Origin of the sequence: Rheinheimera sp. A13L (assembly GCF_000217935.1) — a bacterium.
Classification (GTDB): domain Bacteria; phylum Pseudomonadota; class Gammaproteobacteria; order Enterobacterales; family Alteromonadaceae; genus Pararheinheimera.
Window position 1 is genome coordinate 1 of sequence record NZ_AFHI01000030.1, and the last position, 21310, is coordinate 21310.

The 21310-nt window shown below is 45.6% G+C and carries 17 protein-coding genes and 4 tRNA genes; 6 read left to right on the forward strand and 15 right to left on the reverse strand.

Annotated features, from left to right (window positions below):
• On the reverse strand, positions 1–1172 hold a 1172-nt coding region (locus RHEIN_RS14535), incomplete at its 3' end, for a GGDEF domain-containing protein (RefSeq protein WP_008899733.1).
• A 235-nt stretch (positions 1173–1407) separates the two neighbouring features.
• Positions 1408–2661: an HD-GYP domain-containing protein gene (locus RHEIN_RS14540; protein ID WP_008899734.1), complete on the reverse strand. Its 1254-nt coding sequence runs from the start codon at positions 2659–2661 to the stop codon at positions 1408–1410.
• 256 nt (positions 2662–2917) lie between these two features.
• Here RHEIN_RS14540 and RHEIN_RS21465 point away from each other — a divergent pair, with 256 nt between their 5' ends.
• The 5 genes from RHEIN_RS21465 to RHEIN_RS14565 all read left to right on the forward strand — a co-directional run bounded on the left by RHEIN_RS21465 (position 2918) and on the right by RHEIN_RS14565 (position 9755).
• A complete protein-coding gene (locus RHEIN_RS21465) occupies positions 2918–3295 on the forward strand; it encodes a HesA/MoeB/ThiF family protein (RefSeq protein ID WP_008899735.1) in 378 nt (125 codons plus the stop codon).
• Positions 3296–3599: 304 nt separating this feature from the next.
• Positions 3600–4925 (forward strand): M16 family metallopeptidase, encoded by a 1326-nt coding sequence (locus tag RHEIN_RS14550; protein WP_008899737.1) that lies wholly within the window; start codon positions 3600–3602, stop codon positions 4923–4925.
• Entirely contained in the window at positions 4922–6340 is a 1419-nt protein-coding gene (locus RHEIN_RS14555; RefSeq protein WP_008899738.1) for a M16 family metallopeptidase, read from the forward strand. Before RHEIN_RS14550 ends, RHEIN_RS14555 begins: the two co-directional genes overlap by 4 nt.
• A 72-nt stretch (positions 6341–6412) precedes the next feature.
• Complete coding sequence (locus tag RHEIN_RS14560; protein WP_040555241.1) at positions 6413–7618, forward strand: DUF3142 domain-containing protein; 1206 nt, start codon at positions 6413–6415, stop codon at positions 7616–7618.
• 4 nt (positions 7619–7622) lie between these two features.
• Positions 7623–9755 carry a hypothetical protein gene (locus RHEIN_RS14565; RefSeq protein WP_008899740.1) on the forward strand — a complete coding sequence of 711 codons (2133 nt, stop codon included), beginning with the start codon at positions 7623–7625 and terminating at the stop codon, positions 9753–9755.
• 119 nt (positions 9756–9874) lie between these two features.
• Here RHEIN_RS14565 and RHEIN_RS14570 read toward each other — a convergent pair.
• The 4 genes from RHEIN_RS14570 to RHEIN_RS14585 form a co-directional block, all read right to left on the reverse strand.
• Positions 9875–9949, reverse strand: a tRNA-Gln gene (locus RHEIN_RS14570).
• A 59-nt stretch (positions 9950–10008) separates the two neighbouring features.
• Positions 10009–10083 (reverse strand) — tRNA-Gln (locus RHEIN_RS14575).
• A gap of 27 nt (positions 10084–10110) precedes the next feature.
• Positions 10111–10195, reverse strand: a tRNA-Leu gene (locus RHEIN_RS14580).
• Between the two features lie 23 nt (positions 10196–10218).
• Positions 10219–10295, reverse strand: a tRNA-Met gene (locus RHEIN_RS14585).
• Positions 10296–10549: 254 nt separating this feature from the next.
• Here RHEIN_RS14585 and RHEIN_RS14590 point away from each other — a divergent pair.
• The gene (locus RHEIN_RS14590; protein ID WP_008899741.1) at positions 10550–12097 is read left to right on the forward strand and encodes a POT-type proton-dependent oligopeptide transporter; all 1548 of its coding nucleotides are present in this window, start codon (positions 10550–10552) and stop codon (positions 12095–12097) included.
• Positions 12098–12185: 88 nt separating this feature from the next.
• Here RHEIN_RS14590 and RHEIN_RS14595 read toward each other — a convergent pair whose 3' ends face one another.
• From RHEIN_RS14595 to RHEIN_RS14635, 9 genes are all read right to left on the reverse strand, one after another.
• Complete coding sequence (locus RHEIN_RS14595) at positions 12186–13916, reverse strand: FAD-dependent oxidoreductase (protein ID WP_008899742.1); 1731 nt, start codon at positions 13914–13916, stop codon at positions 12186–12188.
• Positions 13917–14302: 386 nt separating this feature from the next.
• Positions 14303–14992 (reverse strand): RES family NAD+ phosphorylase, encoded by a 690-nt coding sequence (locus RHEIN_RS14600; RefSeq protein WP_008899743.1) that lies wholly within the window; start codon positions 14990–14992, stop codon positions 14303–14305.
• Positions 14976–15368: an MbcA/ParS/Xre antitoxin family protein gene (locus RHEIN_RS14605; RefSeq protein ID WP_237704374.1), complete on the reverse strand. Its 393-nt coding sequence runs from the start codon at positions 15366–15368 to the stop codon at positions 14976–14978. The genes RHEIN_RS14600 and RHEIN_RS14605 overlap by 17 nt, the downstream gene beginning before the upstream one ends.
• 136 nt (positions 15369–15504) lie before the next feature.
• Complete coding sequence (locus tag RHEIN_RS14610) at positions 15505–16176, reverse strand: DUF6058 family natural product biosynthesis protein (protein WP_040555242.1); 672 nt, start codon at positions 16174–16176, stop codon at positions 15505–15507.
• Between the two features lie 212 nt (positions 16177–16388).
• Positions 16389–17171, reverse strand: coding sequence for a TIR domain-containing protein (locus RHEIN_RS14615; RefSeq protein WP_008899746.1), 783 nt, complete (start codon positions 17169–17171; stop codon positions 16389–16391).
• 188 nt (positions 17172–17359) lie between these two features.
• Positions 17360–18310 (reverse strand): hypothetical protein, encoded by a 951-nt coding sequence (locus tag RHEIN_RS14620; RefSeq protein WP_008899747.1) that lies wholly within the window; start codon positions 18308–18310, stop codon positions 17360–17362.
• 305 nt (positions 18311–18615) lie between these two features.
• Positions 18616–19707 (reverse strand): redox-regulated ATPase YchF, encoded by a 1092-nt coding sequence (gene ychF, locus RHEIN_RS14625; protein WP_008899748.1) that lies wholly within the window; start codon positions 19705–19707, stop codon positions 18616–18618.
• Between the two features lie 68 nt (positions 19708–19775).
• The gene (gene pth / locus RHEIN_RS14630; protein WP_008899749.1) at positions 19776–20366 is read right to left on the reverse strand and encodes an aminoacyl-tRNA hydrolase; all 591 of its coding nucleotides are present in this window, start codon (positions 20364–20366) and stop codon (positions 19776–19778) included.
• The gene (locus RHEIN_RS14635; protein WP_008899750.1) at positions 20366–20968 is read right to left on the reverse strand and encodes a 50S ribosomal protein L25/general stress protein Ctc; all 603 of its coding nucleotides are present in this window, start codon (positions 20966–20968) and stop codon (positions 20366–20368) included. The genes pth and RHEIN_RS14635 overlap by 1 nt, the downstream gene beginning before the upstream one ends.
• Positions 20969–21310 lie beyond the last annotated feature (342 nt).

Consider the following 21310-nt stretch of genomic DNA (forward strand, 5'->3'; position numbering starts at 1 on the left):
CTAATAACGGCAGGACAGGCTTTATTCCGACCTTCGGCTTTCGCCTGATACATAGCATGGTCTGCCAGTGTCAACAAATGTTCGGCCTTAGCACCAGGATAGACAGTGATATAACCCAAGCTGGCGCTGAGTTCTATTGGATTGTTTTGCCAAATCAACTGGCAGCCTGACAAAGTCATGCGAATTTTTTCGGCTATCATAGGCAGTTCTGACGCAGACACTCCGGGGAAGACCAATAAAAATTCTTCGCCACCATAACGGCTGACCAGATCCTGAGTCCGCACCACAGAAGATAAAGTGGTAGCGCAGCGGCGCAAAGCGGCATCACCAGCGTCATGCCCCAAGCTGTCATTAATCAGTTTAAAATGGTCTAAATCCAGCAAAATCAGGCTGTAGCTTTGTTGTTGTTTCTGCCATTGTTCGTGCATTTCCTGCAACTTTTTTAATGCAGCTCTTCTGTTCCATAAGCCTGTTAACTGATCCCGCTCGGCAAACTGGCGGATTTTAGCAACCAATCGAGCTAAAGCGCCTCCTACCATCATTATATTTATGGCCAGGGTCAGGATGACATAAGACCACAATAAGGGCATAGCTTCGTCTGTATAAGTAGCAACAAAAACATCAGCCTGAGTGTCAGGCCACAGCAGGATCAGTGTGCGGCTGAAAAAAATAATGGTCATAACAAACAATGGAGTTGACATCAGGCAAGCGGCAGGAAAACCAAAGTCCTTTTGTATAGCCTGAAAGTTATTGCGGCTGGCTGAAAACGAAAACAAAGTGGCGGTGATGGAAAACACCACGCCCAGAAAAACTGGATGAAGTTGGTGCAATTGGCCTGCGAGCATCAATACTGCGCTGAGCAACAAAATCAGGCAATCGCGTTTTACACTTGATTGCAGCTTAAACAACTGCTGAATACCCCAGCCAATCAGCATAAAGCTGCTAAGCATGGCGATATCGGCAAGAAACCAGTTTAATAAATTGGCGTCTGGGGTGCGTAAGGTCAGTAAATAAATACCACTACCTAATGCCAGATTGGCAGCAAAAAACCGAAAACTGGCTTTGGGCGCGACACGCAGTGGATGGGCCATTAAACACCAGGCTATACCGGCAACTAACGCCAATAACCAGATAAATGACAGCAGTAACTCTGATGGTGGATGATCAATCATAAATTTTTAGTTCTGTCCGGCGGGCAATAAAATCACTTTATTGAACGCTTTACGTCATCTGCACGAAGCAGTATAAAAATTCAGCTTAATACATCCTGACAGCTGAGAAGAGGTTTGTATACAGCCACTTAACCAAGGTTTTGTAACTGGTCTGACATTATAGAGGTAATTAGTGCACTGTCGTAGCTGAATATCCAATTCAGCCAGCTAAGCACGCAGAAGCTTATGACTTTATTCAGTTTTTTTGTTGCACAAAATAGCTGATCTGAGCACGTGGATTTAAATAAGCAAACACCTCTGGCGGCAGGGCTTTAGGTTTAACCACTTTTTCAATCGACAGCTTATTGGCTTCCAAAGTCACTATAGCGGCTTCAAGGCGGGGAACATCGGCATCATAAATCAGCACATTGGGGTAGAGCATAGAGTCTGAGTTTACCGCCATCACTATACCCACTCTTTTGTCTGACAGCAGCACTACTGTACCCGGTGGATAAATTCCCATCATTTTAATCATGACTTTCATTTCCAGATCGCCAAGTTTGCCTTTCATGGTTTTATACATCAGGGATAAAGCATGGTGAGGCGAACGGGCCTGTGACATATCAAGCGGATGGCAGAGGTTATCAAATTCATTCACTACAGCAACAATACGGGCCAGCTTATTAATTTGCGCTGCTTTTAAAGCCGCCGGATAACCACTGCCATCCAGATACTCGTGATGTTGTTCTACTATAGCTTTGGCTTGTGCTGGAAATTGCTGGGTCAAGCCCAGCAACTCAAGGCCAAGTTTGGGATGAAGTTTCAGAAAATTCAGCTCAGGAGGGGTTAACGCTGTAGTTTTACGTAAAATCTGGCTGGGGATCTTCAGTTTACCTATGTCATGGAACATAGCACCTAAACCTGTCCACTTCACTTCATCTGCGCTGTACTTTAAGTTTTTTGCCAGCATCATCGCCAGAATAGAGACGTTTAATACATGAAAGTACATAGATTCCTGTTCTTTGCCTGCCTGTGAGATCAGGTGCAGAACCAAAGCGTCTTCACTCAAAATAGTATCGGCCAGATTGCTAATCAACTGGCTGGCATCTTCAATGGCATTCAGTGGACGGCCTTGTACTTTGGTCATCAGATTACGTACTTGCGCCATGGACTGGGCAAAGGCTTTTTCAGTTTTTTGCAGCTCGCGTCTGTGGGCTTTGGCTTGCTCTATACGTTGTTCTTTTTCCAGCTGCATTTCATTGCGCAGTTGTAAATCTTCAATGTCCTGACTGACAGAGGTTTCGTTATGATCGGCCACAGGCTCATCCACAACTGAACTGCGCTCCGGATAAAAATACACATAGTCCAGTTCTAACGACAAAATAATCCGCAGTTGCTGCGCAGACTCCACCACCAGTTTGTTGGTCAGAAATGGATGTTTCATCCAGCCGACCGGCAGCTTAATGGCATAACCCAGCTTGATATCTTTTGGTGCTATTTTCACTGGCACTTGAGCTGTAACCTCTGCTGTGGATCTAATTCAGGTTTAATGCGAGCCGCTTTATAATCAAGAATACAATGAAAGGCAATACGAAGTTACAGTTTTTATCAATTACATGAGCTGGCACAATAGATGCTTATATTTTCGACTTCTTTTTACCATTTTAGTGGTCAGCCCTTAAGATGACAGAGCAATTAAGGTATAGCAGGCATTTTCTGCTATCGCAGTGGGATGAAGGTCGGCAGCAGCAACTTGCAGAAAAAAAGTGTTATTAGTGGGCTTGGGTGGAGTGGGCTCTGCTGCTGCACCTTATCTGGTTAGCTCTGGTCTTGGGCACTTAACTCTGGTTGATTTTGACCAGGTAAGCTTAAGTAACTTACCAAGGCAACTGTTGTATCGGGATGCCGATCTGGGTTTAGACAAAGTGCAGGTAGCGCAGCAAAAACTGCAGCTGTTGAATCCGGCCTGTAGCCTGCAAAGTTGGTCAGTCAAAGCCCGTGTTATGCCCACCCGTTGTTTCATGCCGTCTGAAATTTCGGCCGGTCTTTTGTCCAGTGCGTGGCTCATATACACCAGTTCCGGATTGTGTTCCAGCCAGTCACTGATTTCTGCTTTGTTTTTAGATAGCTGTTTTACCGCATGATCAATGTTTTGATACACAGCCAGGGCAATCCACTGCGGGACGGCAATCGTCATGCTAGTGTACGCTCCTTGTGCTGGCCTGATAAAGGCCAGTTAGACTTTGCTCAGGAAAAGCCGGACTAAACAATTGATCAGTACTAGTGAACAGCACTAGAGCTGCAAAAATACACGCCTTGTAACAATTTTGTTGCAAGGCGTTTTTGTTTTTCGATTAGTCTTAAACTTTTACTTTGCTTTTCTCCTTCCTTTTGGTCTGGAAGAAAGAGCAAGGCAAAACTTTGATTACAAATTGGCAGGGAGTGAGTATGAAGTTAAAACAGTCAGCTTTGGCGCTGATGCTTGGGCTGATGATCAGTTCAGCGCAGGCGACAGAAGCTAGAGATATTCAAAGCTTTACGCTTAAAAATGGCATGAAAATTCTGGTGCTGGAAGATGCATCTATTCCTAACGCCAACAGCTATTTATTCTGGAAAGTAGGCTCGCGCAACGAATATCCGGGCATTACAGGGATTTCGCACTTTTTTGAACATATGATGTTTAACGGCGCTAAAAAGTATGGTCCAAAGATGTTTGACCAAACCATGGAAGCCGCAGGTGGCGCCAATAATGCGTACACCACCGAAGATTTAACCGTCTATACCAACTGGTTTCCGGCCAATGTACTGGAGACCATTTTTGATTTGGAAGCAGATCGCATCGCCCATCTGGATATCAACGCCAAAATGGTCGAAAGCGAAAGAGGTGTGGTGACGTCTGAGCGCTCAACAGGCCTTGAAAACTCTAACTTTCAAACTATGCATGAAGAACTCAAAGGTGTGGCGTTTCGTGCACATCCATACAGCTGGCCAGTGATTGGGCATGAATCCGATATCAAAGCCTGGACTTTGCATGATTTAAAACGTTTTCATAAAACCTACTACGCGCCGAATAATGCAGTGATGGTAGTTGCAGGAGATGTGAAGTTAGCTGAAGTGAAAAGGTTGGCTGAGCAGTATTTTGCACCTATTCCCTCTCAACCAGAGCCTGAAGCTGTGCGTACTGTAGAGCCTGAGCAAAAAGGCGAGCGTCGGGTTTATGTGCAAAAAGCTTCAGTCAGCAGCCCAAATATACTCTTAGGTTTTCATATTCCGGCCAGCTCCAGTCCGGATTATTATGCGCTGGATTTACTGAATTCTATTCTGAGTCAGGGCAACAGTTCACGTTTGTATCAGGGCCTGGTGGACAAAGAACTGGCGGTGGATGTGTTTAGTTATTTACCTATGTCTTTTGACCCTAACTTGTTTTATACGATGGCCATCGCCAGTCCAGGCGTAAAAGCAGCTGAACTCGAAGCTGCTTTGATTGCAGTGATCAATAAAGTAGCCAAAGAAGGTGTGAGTCAGGAGGAGCTGGAAAAAGCCAAAAACCAGAAGCTGATGCAGTTTTACCGTGAAATGGAAACTATCAATGGCAAAGCCGATATTATTGGCACCTATGAGTTGTATTTTGGCAGCTATCAGAAGCTGTTTGATGCACCGAAAGAGTATCAAAAAGTGACAGCTGCTGATATTCAGCGGGTTGCACAAAGTTATCTGAAAAAATCCAACCGCACTGTTGCTGTGCTGGACTCTGCTGAGGATAAAGATCTATGAACCATATAATGAAAGCCCCAAAAGTAGTGGCATTGGCGCTGCTGAGCTCTTTTGTATTTGCCTTGCCGGTGATGGCAGATCAGAAAAACACCCCAGGCAGCTTCCAGTTACCAGCCTACGAGCAATTGAAACTGGACAATGGCTTAACTGTATTTTTATTACCCCAGCATGAAGTACCGTTAATTACAGTGCAGGCCACAGTACGAGCAGGTGCCGTCAACGACAAAGTGGCAGGTTTAGCCCAACTGACCAGTCAGGCGTTATTATTGGGTGCTGGTGGTAAAAGTAAGGCGCAAATTGAACAACTGGTCGACTTTTTAGGGGCCAGTTTACACAGTGATGGCTCTATGGAAGGTTCCAGTCTGCGTGCTGATTTTATGGCGAAAGACACAGAACAAATGCTCGCTGTATTTCACCAGGTTCTGACCCAGCCTGCTTTTGACGCAGCAGAGTTTGAGAAGTTAAAAGCACGTCAGGTTGCCGCCGTTGCTCAGGCCAAAGAAAGTCCACGTATGGTGATCGACCAGTACTTTAATAAACTGGTATTTGGCGCTCACCCTTATGGTAATGCGGTCTCAGGCACCGCAGCTTCATTGCAAAGCATCAGTCAGCAGCAGGTCAAAAGCTTCCATCAAAGTTATTATCAACCGGGCAATACGGCGATAAGCATAGTGGGCGACTTTAAAGCAGAAGTGATGAAAGCGCAGTTGCAAAAGTTGTTTGCCAACTGGAAAAACGGCGAAGCAGTGCAACAGCCTGATTTAACGGCGGAATTGCCAAAAGCAGAAAAAGCCAAAGTCTTGCTGGTAAATAAAGCCGATGCGATAGAAACCACTTTTAGTTTTGGTGGTATCGCCATTAAACAGGACAACCCTGATTATGTGGGTATCAGTGTGGTGAACACAGTGTTAGGTGGCCGTTTTACTTCCTGGCTGAACGACGAGCTGAGGGTCAATTCAGGTTTAACTTATGGGGCTGGCTCTGGTTTTGATCGCTATTCAGCCAGCGGTACTTTTAGTATCGGCAGTTTTACCAAAACCGAAAGCACTCAGGCTGCTGTGGATTTAGCTTTGAAAACCTATCAGCGTTTGTGGGACAAAGGCATAGACCAGGTTACTCTGGATTCAGCCAAAGCTTATGTGAAAGGCCAATTTCCACCGCGTTTTGAAACCAATACTGCTTTAGCTGGTTTGTTAGGTGATATGTATCTGTATGGTTTTAACCAGGACTTTATCAACAGCTTCCAAAGCAAAGTGGATCAACTGACAGTGGCTGAAAGCAAACGCCTGATTAATAGCTATTTCCCAAAAAATCAGCTGCAATTTGTGCTGGTCGGCAAGGCTGAAGCCATTAAAGACATTGCCAAAACTTATGGCGAAGTGACACAAGTAGAAATCACAGCAGATAGTTTTTGATCTAAAGCTATGGCCCTGCCGCTGTGCAGGGCCTTATACTCCGGGTATTCCTTCGTTAAATAAGTACAGCGCTTGAAGTCTCAATTCAAACTGCTCAGTCTGGTGCTCAGCCTTTGCTTGTTATGCTCCTGCAGCCCACAGGGCAGCTCTGCTTTTTCTCAGCATATTTATATCTGGCAGCGACTCTGGACTGCCGAACACAGTGTGGCTTTGGCACAAAGCAAAACAGATTTCACTGTACTGAGGGTGCTGGCTTTGCAGCTGCATCAGGCCAAAGCTGGCCCTGTCTGGACAGAAGCGAAAGTCGATTTACCTCTGCTTGCTGCCGATGGACGGCCTGTGCATCTGGTGGTGCGCCTTGATGGTCAGTTAAAACAATTGCCAAAAGATTTATTGCAGCAAAAACTCACAATGCTGCTGCAGTTATGGCAACAGCAGGGCGTGAAGGTCACTCAACTGGAGCTGGATTATGATTGCGCCAGCAGCCAGCTTGCCGCTTATGCTGGCTGGCTCAAAGAGTTACGGCAGCTATTGCCTCAGACTCTTGCTGTGGCTATTACCGCTTTACCGGACTGGTTAGGTAAGCCGGGTTGGCTTGAATTGCAGCAGCAGGTGGATCAACTGACCTTACAAGTGCATTCTGTATTATCACCAGAGCAGGGGTTGTTTCAGCCACAACTTGCCAAAAGCTGGGCTCAACAATTAGCGGGGCAAGCAAAGAAGCCCTTTTATATTGCCGTACCTTCGTATCATTCAGCGTTATTGCAACAAGAACAGGGCTGGCTGGTTGAAAGTGAGCAACCATTACAAAGTCAGGCCAAACGGCAGGAATTATGGCTGGATGCGGTAGCTGTGCAGGACTTTAGTCTGTGGCTGCAGCAACAACACTGGCCGTTGCTGCAAGGACTGGTCTGGTTTCGACTGCCTTTGCCATCCGACAAGCGCAGTTGGTCCTATTCCCAATTACAGGCGGTTAGTGTGGGTAAAACGCTAACAGCTGACTTGAAGATGAGTGTGCAAGGCGAAGCACCACAACTTGAGCTGGTGGCAGAAAACCATGGCTTTGTGGCAGCGCCATTACCGACACAGATCAACTTGTCTGGCCGCTTATGCAGTGCTGCGGATGCGGTATCAGGCTACAAGCTCAACTTTTCAAAAGACAAAAGTCAGCTGCAGTTTGTTTTAACCAAAGCTGAAACTGTAGTACAACCCCGTCAACGGCTGGTGTTGGGCTGGGCTTCCTGTCAGAACTTAACCCTTTCCGCATTTAAAGGATAATTTTATGCTGAAATTTAACAGAGCCCTATTGATAAGCAGCCTGGTTTTGACAGGCAGCACTTTGGCCTGTGGCCCTGATTTTCCAATGATGCTGAGTTCAGACAGAGCTCAGACCTTTGCTGAACTGACTGAACCGGTATTTTTAGTGGAAGTTCAGGCTTTGGCCTCCACTGTGCCTGATTTTTCTGCTGTGGCTGCAAAGTCTGACGCTACTGTATTTGCCGACAGTTATGATTATCAGAACGAGCGGTGGCTTAGTGCCACTGAACAAGCTGAGCAGCAGTTGCTCAGTAAAGAACAGGCCTTGATAGTGCAGCAGATGCGGCAAAGCGCGACTGTGCAGCAAGCTTTAACTGAGGGGGAAGCCTTGCCAGCAGAGCTGCGTTTTTACACTGCAGCTGCTGTAGCTTTTGCACAACAAGACTACCAGCAAGCTATTGAATTATTTCGTCAGGTGCTGGCTTTGCCTTTGGAGCAACAGCAGCAAAGACGCAGCTGGGCTTTGTATTCACTGAGCCGGGTTTTACTACGGCAATACGATGTGGATCACAGAGCCGAAGTGGCAACTTTGTATCAGCAGTTACAGCAGGAAGTAGCTGCTGGCCTTGCCGACCCTTTGCAACTGGCTGTGGCCAGTTTAGGCGAGCAGGCGAGGCTTGCGAAACAACAAGGTGACTGGGCGACAGCTATAGCTTTGTATGCAGCGCAAAGCCACTGGAGCGAGAGTGGCCGCGCTTCTTTGTTGTGGTTAAGTAAAGAATTGGCCGCTATGCCGGATCAGGAGTTAATGCCGCTAGTGCAAATTCCTGCTGTGTCGGCTTTATTAAGCCGCTACCTGATGACGCAGTTCAGTGCTTTAAGTTATATGGATCCAGACCAGTTACAACGTTTGCTTGTTGTGCTGAATCAGGTACCGGATATTCAGCTGCACAATGCAACACAGCTGGCCGTGGCCGCTTACCAGCAAGGTCAGTTTGCATTGGTCGAGCAGTTAGTACCTCTTTTGGATCAAACGGCTTTGGCCTTTACGTTGCGGGCAAAAATGGCATTAAAAGCAGGGGACACAGCTAAGGCTGCAGAGTTTTATGCCAAAGCCAGTAAATCTTTTGCCCCGGAGTTCACCCAAACCAAAGTAATGCCGGTGCAGCAAGACTACTACAGCAAAGTTTCAATCGAAGACTTACAAACCCAGCACTATTGTCGTATCCAGGCCGAACACGGCATCCTGGAATTAAGTCGTGGCGATTATTTACAGGCCATTTCTCTGCTGACGGCTGCCGGTATGGAGTATTGGCAGGATACGGCTTATATCGCAGAGCGGGTACTGACGCTGGACGAGCTGATCAATTTTGTGGCTCTGCATCCTGTCACGGCAGTACCAGAGAAAAGCCAGTGGCATTATTTTGGTGATACGCCGGTAGAAGTGTTATTGCATCACTTAACAGCCAGACGCTTAATGAGGGCAGGTGAATACCAGCAAGCACAAGCCTATTTTGTTGACCCCGAGTTAAAGCAACTGGCAAAGCGTTATCAGAGCTATGCAGAAGCAGCGCAAAGCAGCTGGACTGACAATGCTAAAGCTGAAGCTTTGTTTGAACAGGCAAAGCTAGCCAGAGTGCATGGGCTCGAGTTATTAGGTTTTGAACTGGCGCCGGATTATCAGGTGTTTTATGGTCAGTTTGAGCCTTACGAAGACGAAACGAAAGAACCCACTTTGCCTCTGGCAGAGTTACAGCGTTTAGGCAGTTCAGCGTCAAAATACAACAGCAGATTTCATTACCGGCACTTTGCTGCTGATCTGTCTGCACAAGCGGCAGAGCTGGTGCCACAGAACAGTCAGGCTTTTGCGGCAACTTTGTGTCATTCGACAAAATGGCTGTTAATACGCCAATCTGAACTGGCCCAAGCTTTTTATCAAAAGTATCTGCAACATGGGCCTTATGTTAGCTGGGGGGCTGAATTCGGTCAAAACTGCCCTGAACCTGATTTTGTCGCAGCTAAGCAACGACAGTGGGATAACCTGCAATTACAGCTCAGACAAATGCTGCGGCCTTTTAAGTGGGGCTTGCTGGCTTTGTTAGTGGCCGGATTTGGTGTTATAGGATGGTTTGGTGTCAAAAGACTAAAAAGGGCTTAGGTAATTCGCAGAGCTTTTTGTAGTAAAAGCTCTGTTTTCTTATATGGTCTGGTTTGAAGCAAAAGGAAAATTAAAACAGTATAAAAGAAAAAACCCAGCCGAAGCTGGGTTCCAATTTATGGCAGGGGTACAGGGATTCGAACCCCAGAATGGCGGGATCAAAACCCGCTGCCTTACCGCTTGGCTATACCCCTGCAGAACTGTTGTAGCTAAAATTGTGTAATTTGATGATTACACTGCCACTTCAATTAAATGGCAGGGGTACAGGGATTCGAACCCCAGAATGGCGGGATCAAAACCCGCTGCCTTACCGCTTGGCTATACCCCTGCAGAAACTGCAGAATTCTTACTTGCTTGGTGCGGAAAGAGAGACTCGAACTCTCACGCCTCGCGGCGCTGGAACCTAAATCCAGTGCGTCTACCAATTTCGCCATTTCCGCAAACACTGGACGAACAAATTAAGTGGTGGCTACAGCGGGAATCGAACCTGCGACCCCAGCATTATGAGTGCTGTGCTCTAACCAGCTGAGCTATGTAGCCACTATGTCTTAGTTGTCCTAAGCAAGTGGCGCGTATTATGCTCATCAGGCTTTTTTGCGTCAACCGTTTTTTTGCCACATCTTTATCTATTCGGTTTGTTTGCTGGTTTTCTATGCAAGTTGATGTCAACACAACCAGTTTTTTCGCTTTTTCCGCTCTGTACTTGGGCTTATACGACTGATGGGGTAGTATCGGTTTGTTATTAAAACTAAAAAAGAAACTCCGCAGCTATGGAGTCAGTAGAAGGAAAACCCATGTCGACAGATGTAAAACAGGCCCGTTGGCCAAGGCAAATCCCCTTTATTATTGCCAGTGAAGCTTGTGAGCGTTTCAGCTTTTACGGTATGCGCAATATTTTAACGCCCTTTTTAATGACAGCTTTGCTGTTATCTATACCTGAAGAAATGCGCGCCTCTATGGCGAAAGAAGTATTTCACTCCTTTGTGATTGGTGTTTACTTTTTCCCTTTATTAGGCGGCTGGTTAGCTGACCGTTATCTTGGCAAATACAACACCATTTTATGGCTGAGTATTGTGTACTGTATTGGCCATTTGTTTTTGGCCTTGTTCGAAACCAGCAAAGAAGGCTTTTACACTGGCTTGTTTTTAATAGCGCTGGGGTCGGGCGGCATTAAACCTTTGGTTTCGGCCTTTATGGGCGACCAGTTTGACCAGAGTAATAAAAAGCTGGCGCAAAAAGCCTTTGATATCTTTTATTTCACTATTAACTTCGGCTCCTTTTTTGCGTCTTTGCTGATGCCACTGACCTTAAAGCACTTTGGTGCTGCAGTGGCCTTCGGTATACCAGGCATTCTGATGGCTTTAGCCACCTTGTTTTTCTGGCTCGGCCGCAAACGTTATGTGCATATAGCACCAGAGCCTAAAAACCCACATAGTTTTTTAAAAGTAGTGAAAACTGCTTTATTCGCTAAAGAACAAGGCAAAGCCAATGCTGGTCTTTATCTGGCTTTGGTGGGTTTTGCTTTGGCGATTTTTAGTTTAAGCCAAACCCCAACTTTAGGTTTTGTTGCAGCTTTTTGTTTAGCTTTAGTGCTGGTGATGGGTTTTGGTGGAGCAGGTGCTGCTATTCAACTGGAAAGAGCACGGGGTGTTCACCCTGATATAGCCGTAGATGGTGTGCGTTCAGTGCTGCGTATTTTAATTTTGTTTGCTTTGGTTACACCTTTCTGGTCTTTGTTTGATCAAAAAGCCTCGACCTGGATTTTACAAGCCAATGATATGAGCAAACCTGACTGGTTTGAACCTGCCATGATGCAGGCATTAAACCCGCTGCTGGTGATGCTGCTGATCCCTTTTAACCATATGGTGCTGTACCCGCTGTTGGAGCGTTGTGGTGTGCGTATTACAGCGCTGCGCCGTATGGGCGCCGGTATTGCATTTGCGGGCTTAAGCTGGATTGTGATTGGTTCAGTGCAACTGGCGATGGACGGCGGCACTGTAATGTCTATTGTCTGGCAGGTATTGCCTTATGCGCTGCTGACTTTTGGTGAAGTATTGGTTTCGGCCACAGGCTTAGAGTTTGCTTACAGTCAGGCACCAGCCGCCATGAAAGGCACCATTACCAGCTTCTGGCAGTTGTCGGTCACAGTAGGTAACTTATGGGTGCTGCTGGCCAATAGCAGCATTCGCAGTGAAACTGTATTGTCGCAAGTCGAAGCAACAGGATTGTCGGAAACCGCCTTTTTAATGTTTTTCTTTGCGGGCTTTGCCTTAGTGGCGGCTGCAGTTTTTGCGCTTTATGCCCGAAGTTATACCATGTTGGATAACTACAGGGCCGCATAATAGGCTTGCCTATCCGCAGAATAGAACTGCGGCTTAGATTTATGCTGTTTTAAATGGAAGCCACTTTTGTGGCTTCCATGCTTTTGGGCTAAATAATGGTCTTGCGTGTGCGAAGGTGATTAAAATTGTCCTGCACATAAGTAGTTTTGATCTTCACCAACTGCTGATAGCTGTCACCAAAATAGATTTCAGTGGGGATTGCAGGGTCTTTAAAACTAATAAAAGCGCCATGAGTGCCTTCAATAGTGGCAGAGCGACCTGTGTCTATCCAGTCCATAGCACGATTAACGTCCACATAAACCAGGTTATCTTGCTGTTCTATTTTTTTCTGGATGTCTTCATTCCACCAGGTTTGATACTGAATAGTGTATTGGCATTGGCGATAAGGGAATGCGATCTGCGGCAGCTTTTGGCTCTGCTGATAAAACTCTCCTTGAATAGCCCCTAAGGTCACATAGCTAAATAACCCTTGCTGCTCGTTTTCAAACTGCAACAGCGTTGAGGTCAGGGAATGCAGAAGTTGCTGATAACCCTGTTCAGAAAGCCCGGTTTGATCGACAAAACGCGAGGTGATTTTATGTGGCGCCGGAGCGTCGTAATCCGGTGTAAAAGGAGTTCCCCCCAATGCTAAGGTGCCAGTTTGACCAAGCCTGCGACTGACATCGTAAAGTGAGTTTCTGCCCCAGTTACCCATCAGTTGATGATTGTATTTATCGTCATATCCGGCGCCACTGGCAGGGTGTATGGTGATTTGTGGTGCTGAGACTTGTGGGAAATACAGCTTAATAAAACCCAGTAGTTCAGTCTCACTCCCTTCCCAGTAGCCATACATTAAGCAGTGGTGGAAAAGCTGAGTGACATCATAGTTTCCTTCCGGGGCAGGGATGGCGTTGATTTTAAGATTTGTACCAAGCAGTTGCGCTGTGTTCTGTGACGCTATGGCTTTCTCCCAATTTTTTAACACTGTCAAAGTGGTTTCATTGGATTGAGGTGTGCAGTAGTTATGCCGGGTCTGTGCTTGTACAGGTCTATTCCATTCGATTTCAAAACGATGGATTTCTTTTGGCAGTTCAAAGGTTTGTAGTTTTAGCTCTGTGACAATACCGTAACTCATGCCACCACCACCGCGCAGTGCCCACAGCAGTTGTGGGTGCTCGGTTTCACTGACATTCACCTTAGATCCGTCACCAAGGATCACTGTGGCACCTGTTAAATACTCACAGCACATACCATGTTTTCGCGTCCATGGCCCCCAGCCTCCTCCCTGAACAAAACCTGCAAGGCCAACTGTGGCACAGGTTCCGTGGGCAATCATACGATCTTTTTCAGCCAGCTTGGGAGTCAGTTGATAGAAGCGATAACCAGCGCCAATACTGGCTACGCCTTTGTCATCTAATGAGAAGGTTTTAATGCCTGTCACATCAATGAGTACCACATTATCGCCGCTGCATTCGCCTGCATGATCATGACCACCAGCGCGGACTCGAATGGGAAGGTTGTACTCTATGGCTGTTTTGTAGGCCTGCTGCACTTCTTCAGTGGATTCGCACATCACAATAATAAAAGGGTGATACTGGTAACGGGTATTAAAAATTAAGCTTTCTGCCTGATAGTTATTTAATCCGGGTAAAACAGTAGGATGATTATCCTGAGCTGTAAGCAAACGCTCTGCCGGGAAGCCTTTTTCAACCATATCCTGACGAAATAACGCCGCGTTATGCAGGGCTACAGCGTAAACAGCCAGCACTCCCCATCGTTGGGTTTCTGGATTCGGTTGTATTGCCTTAGTTTCTGTTGTTGTTTCATTTCGCTGACTCATTAAACACTCCTTTTTTCCGTTTTAGATAAATCAGAGCCCTCAGCCACTTGAGGCAGCAGGGTGCAATAAGCTGATAAGCCCAGAGGATATAACCCGCTCTGTCAGCCAATAAATTGGTGGTGTTGTGTCGTTCCTGATTTTAAGGTGCCAAAAAACAAGCCACTTAGTTCCCGAAAACAGAGGTATTTGATGTAAAACAGATTTACCTTAAAGAGAAACTTTTTCAACTGTTTTTAAGAGAAATGCCAAATAAAGTGCAGTTTTTATCAGAAAGTAAAAGGTGAAGGGGGGGAATTTGAATTAAAAGATGAACAGGAGTTGCGGCTTAGTGTTTTGTTCCAGTCATGCCAAATGACCCGCAAGATTTAAGGTCTGTTCTTCAACACTTAACTCAGCTTCACCAGACTGACCTCAAGTACATGTTCAATTTTTTGTTTTTTTCCGCTCCAGACGTATTTGTAGTGTCCGGCCTGAACAGGAATACTGACGGCTTTAGGCTTAAAGGCGGCAATACATTGCCCGCCCAGGTGGCGAACACTGTTGTATACCAAGCCATTACTGCCTGTGGTTCTTAATGTTTTTGCAAACTGCTGTGAGGCTGCGTAATCATTGCTGTGCAGATGGCTGAATTCAGCACCGCGAATATCGTGCAGAGGTAAAACTACTTTATTGATATAGCAGCGCATGGTCAGCTCGGTGTCTGGCTCATGGGTGGCGGCTAAAAATTGCTCCCGATGATAAATAGTTTCTGCAAAGGCTGTGGCTAAGCTGTTTGCAGCGTAGTACACACCATAAGCTGTGCCATCGCTGAATCGGGTTGCAGCCCTGATATGAGTAAAAGCGGCCATCACAGGAGAGCTGCCAGGCCCTGAAATACGATCTTCTAAAGGCACCAGCGCTAAATCACCAGCTTGCTGACGCAGCCTGTCATTAGTGAGCGATTCCAGCGCAAATACTATGTCCAGATCTGCCGGGTTGGTGACTTCTTCAAATAAGTTGATCGGCGGAAAATGACTGGGAACCAGTCGGTATAATTTTTCCCAGTCAGGCAGGCAAGTTTTAACCTCGTTGTGCATCAAGATACCTGCGCATATCACTTAAATGCATCACGCTGCCTTTAAGCATAAAATCTAAAGCTGTTTCATTGTTAAAGGCTGCATTGGGTTTCTGTGGCCAGGCATCTGCTTGCTCGCGGCTGGCAAATAAAATACCCAAAGCTTTGTAAATCCCCATAACGTAGGAGATCCGTTCCAATGTGTCGGGCGACAAACTGGCTATTTTGCCTTTCTTCCAGTTATAAAAAGTGGATTCAGCGGGTTTACCCAGTAACACCATTTGGTCTTTGGCTTTCACCTGCCAGGCGTTCATGATGTTAAAAAACACGCTAAGCGCAACCTGAGCCGTTTTCTCTGGATCTTGCTGTAATACCGCCTCTGTATTTGCCGACATCATGGCTCTCCGCTATTTCTTTAGTTAAAGAGTACTTCATAATTGGAGTTTATTCAATTTTTGCTATTATTTTGTAGTTAATGGGCATGCAGTGATTGAGCGCATGGATCTGGGCTATCTGGGGCAATTTTCAGAAAAGTCAGGCTTTGGCAACTGCAGGACGCAAATCATCGACCAGACGTTTTCTGCTACTACGCTCATACTCGGCGGGTGAAAAAGGCATGCTGGAGATAGCGTAGTCGTCAATCAGTTGAAGAAGCTCGCTTTTGGACATAGCTTCAGGTGACGGATTGCTGCCGTTTTCTGTTAGCTCTGTCAGTTTATGCTGCAGTACTTCCTTTTGGGCTATGTTGGTTCCGCTGGATGGATCGGCAATACAAAGGCCAAAGGTTCCATTCAAAAAGTAGGGCAGGAAGTCCTGGATCTTTTTTTCAATAATTTCAGGCTCTTTGAAGTAGTCCTGTAAGCCAAGCTCCAGCTCATGGCTTAATACTGAGAACACTGCATCACGTTCTTGGCCCGGCGCGGCCTGATCTGCAATTTTGACCCATCTGCTGCATTCGGCACGAAAGTAATCGCCATAAATAGATTCTTCAGTTTCAATAACCCCAAAAACTGCTGAGCTTATAGTGTTTCCATCGCATATGTACGTCGGTTGTGGGATGGCTTTGGCCACAATAAGCTCATCCAGACGTTCGATGGTGATGCCCAAAAGTGATACGAAGGTTGGCTTATCAACGAAGTGTTTTTGCAAGTAGGTTTTTAACGGCACGGGGTACTCCGAACTATGAGGATAAGGGTTTTTCGCCATAAATTATGGCTGTGGTGTTCTGCAAAAATTACGAAGTTTCATATGAGCTTAGATGCATACATCTGCAAAACTTCGCATCAATAGTACTGAGGTGTAGATGATTTTGAAACTTGAGATTTATTCAAAAACTCTTGGGGCAAGACGCAAGACCTGACCCCAAAAATTGACCCCAAAAATTCTCCAAAATAACCCTTTTTGTCATCACCTGCAGGTTAGATCAATTTGTTCATATCGACTTCATAACCCGCTTTTTTAAGCTCTTTCGCTAATTGAAGCTGCCAAGCATCACTGTGATCTATAGGTGTATACACTACACCAGATATGTCATTCGGCAATTCCAAATCACCTTGAACAAGCGCACAAACACGATTTCTAGCTAGAGCCCCAATCAAGTAACCATGCTCAAATATTACGTTTTGCCGTGCGCGAGGCCTCAATTGTAGATCAGTCCCTGCTTTCGACCCGGTATCACAGGCGGTATAAAGCACAACGCCAAATCCCACATTTGAATACTCTTCTATTTTTTCAATAATTGTGGCACCTGAGCTCGCTTGTTCATGCAGGATAATAGGTTCAAAACCCAATTTTTCAATGAAACGCGCAACTTTGACTTTAACCTCCTCATTATGGCCATGAACTACAAATACCTGATTCAGGTTACCCAACGGTTTTTCAACTACCTTTGACTTGGATTCGCTTTTAGGGGGAATTCTTAAGCACGTGGCTAGTGCAGAAAGAATTAGGTTTCTCTGCTCATCGAAAGTATCCCTGTAATTCCCATCTAATCGATCTCGTTCAAAACGTGAATAAACTTTCCATGGAGCGCTTGATTCACCGTAATTCGATAAAATGTAGTCTTCACATTCTGCAATCCACGCTTGCATAGCAATACTTGCACGACTGTAAGTGCCACTTTCTACCGTGTATTTATTATTATCGAACGTGTATTGTTTTGCTTCTTCTATCAAAGAGTTAACTTTCTGGTTATTAACCACGAGACCCACCTTACATTTAGTAACGTTCGCTTGATAAGACAAAGAATACGCTAAAAATCGCTTTAATTTACAATTGGTTAGCTAAATTTGTATGGTTGTGGTGGCAACTCATACCCCCGCAAGACCTTACCCTTAGGGTTATAGTATTTACTTCAAAAAATCTGGCGGCAATACGCAAAACTTGACCCTCAGGGATTCCGGTTTCTGATAATAGCAATTCTATCTAAGTAATATCTGTTATTGCTTAGCTCAAGCGCATCTGTGAGAAGTTTTGTCGTTGCTAGTTTTGTATCCGGGGACTTTTCGAAATCAGTTTTTACTTCGTGTTCATCCAACATAATATGGATAGCCATCGCACAAAGGAATGAGGGTTTAGTCTGAGTGGCTATAGAAAGTAGTAAAATTTGCTGAAATTGTGGAGCTTGTTTGTAGTGCTCAAAAATGGTTTGGAGTCCATAAGCTAACGGAATTACTCTTGTAGCTACATGATGAAAAAAGCTTGCCTGTGTAGCATCTTTAGGTGTAATTACCTCTCCGCACTTTTCTTGTATATATGTGTTTGCGGAACTATTGAAGTTAAAGTGCATGTTGATGCTTTTACCCGCAACGGGGAAACTTATGTCTTTTTCTTCTTCTGCTACGGCGTTAATCGAAGATATAAAGCGGTGAATTAGGTCAAATTTAAGAGAAAAATCAGTTAGTTGTTTTTGCTCATTCATTATTGCGTTAGAAATTTGTAGTTCAGTCTTTGAGTCATTCAGTGCTTGCTCGTTCTGCATGAGAGCTTTGTTGCTTTGCTCCAAAGCTATTTGATTCTGTGTAAGTGCCTTTTGAGTCTGGTGTATTGAAATCACGATAAAGATGATAGTGATAAGTCCTATGACCGGGTTGAGCATGCCACCGAAGAAATCACCAATTTGTCCCCATTCTGCCTGTGTTCCGTTAAAAATGCACCGGAGATTTAGTTCGTTGCTAGAAGTGTTAGGAGCGTAGGTGCTTGTTTCACAGTGAGCAAAGCGAGCGTAGTACAATGCTGCCAAGCCTACAATTAGTAGCATGGGAACGCCTGTAATCCAATAAAACCATTGAGGCATGTTTACATTTTCAACTGACTTTTTTGGGGGCGTGTTTTCAGTCATCCTGTCTCACCTTTGAGCTCATCTCAACTTAAGTTACTGGTTTTTATAACGATGAAAAGCCTTTAATGAATTTTAATATATAGGCTACGTCTGGTACCACAAGCACAGCTTTACCTAAAAACAAAACGTTTTCAACCGTCTATGCTGATAATGGAAGATAAGGCGGTGCCTCAATATAAATACTAAAGTGTGATCAGGTGTTTTGCTGCTAAGGGGGAGGGACATTGGGATTAACAACCAAACTCAACCCAACAAAAAACCGGACTAAAAAGTCCGGTTTTCAAAGATAACGTAAAACTTTAGCGTTAAACGTTAAACAAGAAATGCATGACGTCACCGTCTTTACAGACGTAGGTTTTACCTTCAACACGCAGTTTGCCTGCTTCTTTGGCACCGGCTTCACCTTTACAGGCGATAAAGTCGTCGTATGACACCACTTGAGCGCGGATAAAACCACGTTCGAAGTCGGTGTGGATCACGCCAGCTGCTTGTGGTGCTGTGGCGCCAACCGGAATAGTCCAGGCGCGCACTTCTTTTACACCAGCAGTGAAGTAAGTGTGCAGGTTCAGCAGTGAATAACCACCACGGATGACGCGGTTTAAGCCCGGTTCTTCTAAGCCCATAGACTCCAAGAATTCAGCTTTTTCCTCGTCTTCCAGCTCAGCAATTTCAGATTCAATAGCAGCACAGATAGACACCACAATAGCGCCTTCTTTGGCAGCTATGGCTTTGACTACGTCTAAGTGTGGGTTATTTTCAAAACCATCTTCCAGTACGTTGGCGATGTACATAGTAGGTTTGATGGTCAGGAAGTTCATGTACGACACCAGCGCTTTTTCGTCGTCGCTTAAGTCCAGCTGACGTAAAGTTAAGCCTGATTCTAAGTGTTTTTTCACTTTTTCCAGCACTTCCATTTCAGCTTTAGCGTCTTTATCACCAGCTTTGGCTTTTTTGCTGACACGGAAGATAGCTTTGTCGGCGCTGTCCATATCGGATAAGACCAGTTCCATATTGATGGTATCGATATCGTCAGCCGGATCAATTTTGCCTGCAACGTGGATGATATTTTCATCATCAAAACAACGTACTACGTGACCGATAGCGTCGGTTTCACGGATATTGGCCAGGAATTTATTACCTAAACCTTCACCTTTAGAAGCGCCTTTTACCAAACCTGCAATATCGACGAATTCCATGGTCGTTGGCAGTATACGTTGTGGTTTTACAATGTCGGCCAGTTGCTGTAAACGCAAATCAGGCACAGGCACCACACCGGTATTTGGTTCGATAGTACAAAACGGGAAGTTAGCCGCTTCAATACCAGCTTTTGTCAGTGCGTTGAACAGAGTGGATTTACCTACGTTTGGTAAACCAACGATGCCACATTTAAAACCCATGGGTGTATCCTTTGTGCTTAGACGGCAAAGCCGTGCTGTTTGCGAACCGGACGCGCTTAAACTTTTGTTTAAGCAGCGCTGAAACTATGTAACCTGTGCTGTGCTTTAATTAAGCCATCGCTTAACCAGAGCTCAAAACAACGCATCGATTCATCCAGAGCTTCGTCGATCAGCTTCTGTTCGGATTGCGGTGCTTTGCCCAGCACATAACCTGTGACTAAATCTTTGTGGCCAGGATGGCCAATACCCAGTCGCAGGCGATAAAAATTGGCATTATTGCCGAGTTTACTGGTGATGTCTTTTAAACCATTGTGACCGGCATGACCGCCACCCAGTTTAAATTTAGCTACGCCGGGCGCTATCGCCATTTCGTCGTGAGCCACCAGAATGTTTTCGGGTAAAAGTTTATAGAACTGCGCCATAGCTGCAACGGCTTTGCCACTTAAATTCATGTACGTAGTGGGAACCAGCAGTTTATATTCCTGACCTTGGGTGACAAATTTACCAGTCAGGCCAAAAAACTTAGAGTCAGGACGAAGAGAAACGTTATAGCGGCGGGCAAGTTGTTCTACAAACCATTGACCTGCGTTGTGGCGGGTCTGGCTGTATTCTGGGCCTGGATTACCCAGGCCCACAATTAACTGAATTGCTTCAGTCATTACTCAGCTGTGTCTTCGTCTGCTTTGCCAGCAGGCTTGTTCACAGATACAACGGCTTGGTCATGACCAGCGCCTTTGGCTAACTCAGTGATAGTTACGCCAGCAGGAACTTTGATGTCTGACAAGTGCAGAGTTACGCCTACTTCAACGTCTGCTAAATCCACTTCAATGAATTCTGGCAGGTTCTGTGGTAACACAGTGATAGCCAGTTCGTTGATGTGGTGAGCAACTACGCCGCCTTTCTTAGTTGCAGCAGCTTCGTTGATGAAGTGTACTGGAACTACAGTGTGTAACTCGTGGCCAGCTTCTACGCGTTGGAAGTCAACGTGCATAACTTTTGGCTTGAACGGGTGACGTTGCATAGCTTTAACGATAGTTTTCACTTCTTCACCGCCAACAACGATAGTCAGGATGTGAGTGTAGAAACCTTCGTTAGCCTGAGCTTGTAACAATTTAGAGTGATCTAAAGTGATAGACAGAGCTTCTTGATGACCACCGTAAATGATAGCTGGTACTTTGTCTGCGTGACGTAGGCGGCGGCTCGCACCTTTCCCTAAATCAGAGCGGACTTCTGCATTTAACGTGTAAATGGCGTTTGACATGGTATTCTCCAAAAATTAATAGACCCTGAGTTCCGCGACCTGACCCCAGGAAGAAGCTTTTTCGGTGGGTGAAGTGAACTTCAGCCGACGCAAAAAAGCGCGCTATGGTATCACTGGAGCCTTAAGGCTGCAAATGAAAGCTATAAGCGTCGCAACAATTTTCCAGCCTCCACCAGAGGCTGAGGCGTGATATCGGCGAAATGCCAAACTGTTGGCATTTCGAAAGACCGCTATCACCCCAACAGTTGCGACATACCGTCCTTCCATGGACATCGCCGTAACAGTGCTCCTGCAGTTACGGCATACCGTCCTTCCATGGACATAAAAAAAGGCACCGAGCGG